This is a genomic window from Citrobacter sp. Cpa228 (genome assembly GCF_030333085.1).
Classification (GTDB): domain Bacteria; phylum Pseudomonadota; class Gammaproteobacteria; order Enterobacterales; family Enterobacteriaceae; genus Citrobacter; species Citrobacter pasteurii.
Window position 1 is genome coordinate 330,346 of record NZ_JAOWGQ010000056.1, and the last position, 6,000, is coordinate 336,345.

A 6,000-nucleotide genomic window follows, 5' to 3' on the forward strand; every position below is an offset into this window, starting at 1 on the left:
TCATCTATTCTATTTTTATTTATATCATCAATTTAATAGCGCTAATGCGTTTTATTCCCATTCGCATTTTTAATAATTAAATTTATTATTTTACCTTTTGCAAATAATTAAATAACAACTTATAGTGGCGCCACGTCAATATATAATACCGTTCGTGGAGCAGAACCATGCTGAAAACAGAAATGATCGATAAACTGAATGAGCAAATGAATCTTGAATTATATTCGTCCCTGCTCTACCAACAGATGAGTGCGTGGTGCAGCTATCACAGCTTTGAAGGTGCCGCCGCGTTTCTGCGTCGCCACGCCCAGGAAGAGATGACGCATATGCAGCGTCTGTTCGATTACCTGACGGATACCGGCAGCCTGCCGCGTATTAATACCGTTTCTTCACCGTTTGCAGAATATGCGTCCTTGGATGAACTGTTCCGTGTCACCTATGAGCACGAACAATTGATCACGCAGAAAATTAATGAACTGGCGCATGCGGCAATGACCCACCAGGATTATCCGACCTTTAATTTCCTGCAATGGTATGTTGCTGAGCAGCACGAAGAAGAGAAATTATTTAAATCCGTCATCGATAAGCTATCGCTGGCCGGTAAAAGTGGCGAAGGTCTTTATTTCATCGATAAAGAACTGGCAACCCTTGATACACAGAATTAATGTTGTTGGGTAACGGTGGCCGTTTGCCACCGTTATTCGAGAATCTTAGTGGCGGCAGATCTTGCTTTCATGCGTAGAGAAGCCGTCTTCTTTGGCAATAAACTTCCCTTTCGCCGCTAAAAACGCGACCAGTTCGCCCGCCGTCATGCCTTCTGCTGAACAGGTGTGAAAACGTGCCTGCTCGCCAAAACGCGCGGTAATCGCCGCCTCAAGGCTGGCATGTGAATACTGCTCACCAGATTCAATCATCATGTTGAGCACCTCGTGACCGTGAATAGATTCCATACTACCTCCTCAATAAAGCCCGTAGCCTAATGTGAACCGTACAATGCTGCTTTGCGCTAACGCAGGTTTATGCGGGCAGAGCGCAGATAAATATCATTTTTAATACATCTTAACCCCAGCCATCTGTAAATATTAATATACAGCGATTGTAACGGTGATTTGACGAAAATAGCGTTATGCCTTAACCTGCGCCGCAGATATAACCGTTGATTATCTCTGGGACAGAGGAAAGCGTGAAAAACAGAACCCTGGGTAGTATTTTTATCGTGGCGGGAACCACGATTGGTGCCGGTATGTTGGCAATGCCGCTGGCGGCGGCAGGCGTGGGGTTTAGCGTCACGCTGGTGTTGTTAGTTGGGCTATGGGCCCTGATGTGCTATACCGCACTGTTGCTGCTTGAAGTGTACCAACATGTACCGGCAGACACCGGGCTTGGCACACTGGCAAAACGCTATCTTGGTCGATACGGGCAGTGGGTAACGGGCTTTAGCATGATGTTCTTGATGTATGCCCTGACCGCCGCCTACATCAGCGGTGCAGGCGAGCTGTTGGCCTCTAGCATCAGCGACTGGACCGGAACCAGCATCTCGCCCACCACAGGCGTATTGCTGTTCACCTTTGTTGCCGGTGGCGTAGTGTGCGTCGGGACTTCACTGGTTGATTTGTTCAATCGTCTGTTGTTCAGCGCCAAAATCATCTTCCTGGTGGCAATGCTCGCGCTGTTGATGCCGCATATTCATAAGGTGAACTTGCTTACCCTGCCGCTTCAACAAGGCCTTGCGCTTTCCGCGATCCCGGTTATTTTTACCTCATTTGGTTTTCACGGTAGCGTGCCCAGCATCGTCAGCTACATGAACGGCAACATCCGTAAACTGCGCTGGGTGTTTATCAGCGGTAGCGCCATCCCGTTAGTGGCTTATATTTTCTGGCAACTGGCCACGCTCGGTAGCATTAACTCGTCAACGTTTATGGGGCTCTTAGCCAATCACGCTGGCTTAAACGGTTTGTTACAGGCATTACGTGAAGTCGTGGCTTCGCCGCACGTCGAACTGGCTGTGCATCTGTTTGCCGATCTCGCACTGGCAACCTCTTTCCTCGGTGTCGCACTGGGATTATTTGATTACCTGGCAGATCTCTTTCAGCGCCGTAATACTGTGGCTGGCAGGATGCAAACTGGCGTCGTGACGTTCCTGCCACCGCTGGCATTTGCTCTTTTCTATCCGCGAGGTTTTGTCATGGCGCTGGGATATGCAGGCGTTGCTCTGGCCGTTTTGGCTCTGTTGATCCCCTCCATGCTGGCCTGGCGGAGCAGAAAGCACAACCCACAGGCAAACTACCGCGTAGTGGGCGGCACGCCAGCGCTGGCGCTGGTCTTTATTTGCGGTATCGTGGTGATAGCCGTGCAGTTTTCTATTGCCGCAGGGCTGCTGCCTGAAGTGGGTTAACGGGGATTTTGCCTGATGGCGCTTCGCTTATCAGGCCTACCATTGACTCTGCCAGAAGCGCATTAAAGTAAAAGGGGCTTACGCCCCTCTCCCTTAATGCAGGCAGCACTGTTTATATTTTTTACCACTGCCGCACGGGCATGGGTCGTTGCGCCCCACTTTGGCATCAACTTTTACCGGGACGCTAACCGGTGCTTCCTGCGGATGCGCCATCCAGTAAGCGTGCAGATCCAGAGCCGCCAGACGAATGGCATCCACGCTCTCTTCAAATGCCTCTGGCGTCAGTTTCTCCACCACCTCGAAGTTTTCTTCTGTCCCATGTAGCGCAATAGCATCGAGAGCGGGTTTCAGTGAATCAGGTAGCGTTGACCAATCCGACAACGCGACGCCTCGCATATAGCCAAAGCACCACTCTTCTACAATAGTCAGCTCATGCTCTTCAATTTCACGCAGGCCGAACAGCGGTTCAAACTGCTCCGGGAACTCATCCAGACGATCGGCCGTATCCGCCATATGCTGGAACGCCAGATTCATGAAACGCGCCATTTCTTTTTCGGAGGACCAGCGCGGAACATACTGTGCACCGCCCCAGATAGCGACCAGCCACTGCTCCGGCTCGATCTCATACGGTGAACTGAGCACCGCCGTCAGTAAGCCATCCAGCTCTGACACATCCAGAATAGACTTGTCCGTATTGTACTTAGTCAGCACATCATCCAGCCATTCCAGCTCGCTCTCGTTTAGTGGTCCCGTTTTCATAACGCTTTTCCTTAGTAAAAATTCTCGCCTGTGATTATCTTACATGGCTGGGGGGATAACAGATCCAAATGGGCATGAGCGGCTTACAGGTACCGCCAATTCAGGTTAACAGGAAACGAGGGTAATTCCGGTAGTTAACGCACAAAAGGCAGCATCAGCCGCCGGGCATCATACGCGGAAAACAGAACAAAACCACCCGAAGGTGGTTTATTGTGGCTCAATACGGTTCAACGTTGCGGTATATCCCGTTTTCGCCACCGCGTTAAGTAGCGTGTCGGTGGAAAATCCCTCCGGGACGATAGCCTCTGCCTGCCGGGTCTTGAGCGAAGATTTGGCCTTAATCACCCCATCAGTTTCACGTAGCGCCTGATTGACCGAAATGACACATAACGAGCAGGTCATATTTTGGATATCCAGCACCACTTTCTGATTGGCAGCCAGAGTCCACAATGGCAACAGCAAACATGCGATTAACGTAATAATCTTCACTCAAACACCTCATAAAACCAGGCCACGATCGTGGGGTAAAACAACACGGGCAGAATCAGCGCCAACGCACACCAGTAGATAACGCGCGCTTGCTTCAGGGACAACCATCCGGAGCACCATAGCTTTTTTGAAAAGTAGAGTCGCCAGAAAACACGTAATAATAGCCCTAAGGACAGCAACATCAGGGGAACGCGCAGAAACTCAAACTGAGTGAACACGGCAAAGCTCGCCGCCGAAATACCAAACAGCAGATACAGCAGCGGTCCGACGCAACATAAGCCAGCTGTGACGGCAGCCGCGGCGGCCGTCAGCAGGGTCAATCCCGCCCCTTTAGCGTTGTTCTGTTGCGACATAGTGGTAAGAGAACGCTTTCGGGTCATAGAAATTGATGGGGTCACCGTCTACTTCAGCATAAGGATAACCAAAGTTGTTCATTGCTCCCTGCTCAGTAGCCGGGTACAGTTCAAAGTCACGACCATAGTTGAAGCCAACCCAGTTCATTTCCCAGTTGCCAAACAGATAGGTATTCACCGCCTGGACGTCCGCATCCTGATGCGTTTTTTTCTCCGCCAGACGCATTTTGGTCACATCGGCCGGATCGCACGGTAACCAGCCGTAACCCGCCAGGTAGAACTCCGCACGGCAGTGCTGACCCCCGCTAACATCAGCAACACCTGCACTGTCGGCTTTGCCAAATGCGCTTTTTGAGTAGCGCTCCAGTTTGTTTGCTTTCCCCAGACGAATCCCGAACAATTCACGAGCAGGAATGCCGCTGGCTCGGGCCAGGGCGACAAAAACGGAGCTCATATCGGTGCATTTGCCCTTGAGCTTCCCGCTTTTCAAAATCTCCGCTACATCCCCGGTTCCGCAGCCGATAACGTCATTATCACGCTCCATATGACTGCTCACCCACTCATATATCAGGCGAGCTTTTTTCAGCGGATCTTGTTCATTACCGGTAATTTTACGCGCTGTTTCCAGAACCAGCCCATCAATCGGGGTGTGCGTTGTTGGCAGCAGATACGGTTTTGCATCCAGCGGATAAGTAATCTGTTCCGGTGCTTGCCAGTTTTTTAACGCGTCATGCTGCAGTGGTTCCCAATCGGCTGTCTCAATGTCGAGATCAACCTTGATCAGCAACTCTCCCTGCGAGTCAGGCCAACTTGCAAACAACGTTTTTGCGCCATAGACATTGTTGGTTGTGACATACGCCTGTTTATAATTGCCGCTAAAAGCAAGACTTATCATTTGCTGGAATGCGGTATCGACCGGCAAAGGGATCCACAACTTCACGACACCATTCGAACCCTTTGGTGGGTTGAGCTTATACGTTTGCGTTAGCACAAAGCGCCGACGAGTGGCTGGCGCGACTGAAAGTTCTGCGGCCCTTACCGTCTGGCTGATAACCGCTGGGCCGACTAAACCGGCGGCGGAAAGGAGAACGCTATTTTTGAGAAATTGTCGACGTTGCATTGGTGTCTGTCCATGTTGTAAGAGTTGTGCTACGGAAACCGTATGCGATCATCACAGTAGACAGACGCTGATAAAAAAGGTGAATCGATGGAGGCTATTCACCAATAACAGACCTGGGTAATGACTCCAACTTATTGATAGTGTTTTATGTTCAGATAATGCCCGATGACTTTGTCATGCAGCTCCACCGATTTTGAGAACGACAGCGACTTCCGTCCCAGCCGTGCCAGGTGCTGCCTCAGATTCAGGTTATGCCGCTCAATTCGCTGCGTATATCGCTTGCTGATTACGTGCAGCTTTCCCTTCAGGCGGGATTCATACAGCGGCCAGCCATCCGTCATCCATATCACCACGTCAAAGGGTGACAGCAGGCTCATAAGACGCCCCAGCGTCGCCATAGTGCGTTCACCGAATACGTGCGCAACAACCGTCTTCCGGAGCCTGTCATACGCGTAAAACAGCCAGCGCTGGCGCGATTTAGCCCCGACATAGCCCCACTGTTCGTCCATTTCCGCGCAGACGATGACGTCACTGCCCGGCTGTATGCGCGAGGTTACCGACTGCGGCCTGAGTTTTTTAAGTGACGTAAAATCGTGTTGAGGCCAACGCCCATAATGCGGGCGGTTGCCCGGCATCCAACACCATTCATGGCCATATCAATGATTTTCTGGTGCGTACCGGGTTGAGAAGCGGTGTAAGTGAACTGCAGTTGCCATGTTTTACGGCAGTGAGAGCAGAGATAGCGCTGATGTCCGGCAGTGCTTTTGCCGTTACGCACCACCCCGTCAGTAGCTGAACAGGAGGGACAGCTGATAGAAACAGAAGCCACTGGAGCACCTCAAAAACACCATCATACACTAAATCAGTAAGTTGGCAGCATCACC

The 6,000-nt window shown here is 51.0% G+C and carries 8 protein-coding genes; 2 read left to right on the plus strand and 6 right to left on the minus strand.

Going from position 1 to position 6,000, the window contains the following annotated elements; translation table 11 throughout:
- Positions 1-167: 167 nt before the first annotated feature.
- Positions 168-665 (plus strand): non-heme ferritin, encoded by a 498-nt coding sequence (gene ftnA / locus OGX91_RS23490; RefSeq protein WP_005127719.1) that lies wholly within the window; start codon positions 168-170, stop codon positions 663-665.
- Positions 666-710: 45 nt separating this feature from the next.
- On the opposite strand, the gene OGX91_RS23495 is transcribed toward ftnA, so the two are convergent.
- Positions 711-950: a YecH family metal-binding protein gene (locus tag OGX91_RS23495; RefSeq protein WP_005127720.1), complete on the minus strand. Its 240-nt coding sequence runs from the start codon at positions 948-950 to the stop codon at positions 711-713.
- Positions 951-1,183: 233 nt separating this feature from the next.
- On the opposite strand from OGX91_RS23495, the gene tyrP reads away from it, so the two are divergent.
- The gene (tyrP, locus tag OGX91_RS23500) at positions 1,184-2,395 is read left to right on the plus strand and encodes a tyrosine transporter TyrP (RefSeq protein WP_005127721.1); all 1,212 of its coding nucleotides are present in this window, start codon (positions 1,184-1,186) and stop codon (positions 2,393-2,395) included.
- A 93-nt stretch (positions 2,396-2,488) separates the two neighbouring features.
- Here tyrP and OGX91_RS23505 read toward each other — a convergent pair whose 3' ends face one another.
- From OGX91_RS23505 to OGX91_RS23525, 5 genes are all read right to left on the minus strand, one after another.
- Positions 2,489-3,154, minus strand: coding sequence for a YecA/YgfB family protein (locus OGX91_RS23505; protein ID WP_005127722.1), 666 nt, complete (start codon positions 3,152-3,154; stop codon positions 2,489-2,491).
- Between the two features lie 207 nt (positions 3,155-3,361).
- Positions 3,362-3,643: a heavy-metal-associated domain-containing protein gene (locus OGX91_RS23510; RefSeq protein ID WP_005127723.1), complete on the minus strand. Its 282-nt coding sequence runs from the start codon at positions 3,641-3,643 to the stop codon at positions 3,362-3,364.
- On the minus strand, positions 3,640-3,996 hold the full coding sequence (locus OGX91_RS23515; protein WP_040232426.1) for a mercuric transporter MerT family protein: 357 nt from the start codon (positions 3,994-3,996) through the stop codon (positions 3,640-3,642). The genes OGX91_RS23510 and OGX91_RS23515 overlap by 4 nt, the downstream gene beginning before the upstream one ends.
- Positions 3,974-5,116 carry a transglutaminase-like domain-containing protein gene (locus tag OGX91_RS23520; RefSeq protein WP_040232429.1) on the minus strand — a complete coding sequence of 381 codons (1,143 nt, stop codon included), beginning with the start codon at positions 5,114-5,116 and terminating at the stop codon, positions 3,974-3,976. The genes OGX91_RS23515 and OGX91_RS23520 overlap by 23 nt, the downstream gene beginning before the upstream one ends.
- Before the next feature lie 131 nt (positions 5,117-5,247).
- A protein-coding gene (locus tag OGX91_RS23525; RefSeq protein ID WP_103215986.1) for an IS1-like element IS1A family transposase occupies positions 5,248-5,945 on the minus strand; the annotation gives its coding sequence in 2 pieces (ribosomal slippage) (positions 5,248-5,696 and positions 5,696-5,945; 699 coding nt in all).
- Positions 5,946-6,000: the final 55 nt, after the last annotated feature.

Bases quoted from the DNA above. Each gene is read 5' to 3' on its own strand.
- ftnA (WP_005127719.1), top strand. From the start codon at position 168: ATGCTGAAAACAGAAATGATCGATAAACTGAATGAGCAAATGAATCTT.
- OGX91_RS23495 (WP_005127720.1), bottom strand. From the start codon at position 950: ATGGAATCTATTCACGGTCACGAGGTGCTCAACATGATGATTGAATCT.
- OGX91_RS23505 (WP_005127722.1), bottom strand. From the start codon at position 3,154: ATGAAAACGGGACCACTAAACGAGAGCGAGCTGGAATGGCTGGATGAT.
- OGX91_RS23515 (WP_040232426.1), bottom strand. From the start codon at position 3,996: ATGTCGCAACAGAACAACGCTAAAGGGGCGGGATTGACCCTGCTGACG.
- OGX91_RS23520 (WP_040232429.1), bottom strand. From the start codon at position 5,116: ATGCAACGTCGACAATTTCTCAAAAATAGCGTTCTCCTTTCCGCCGCC.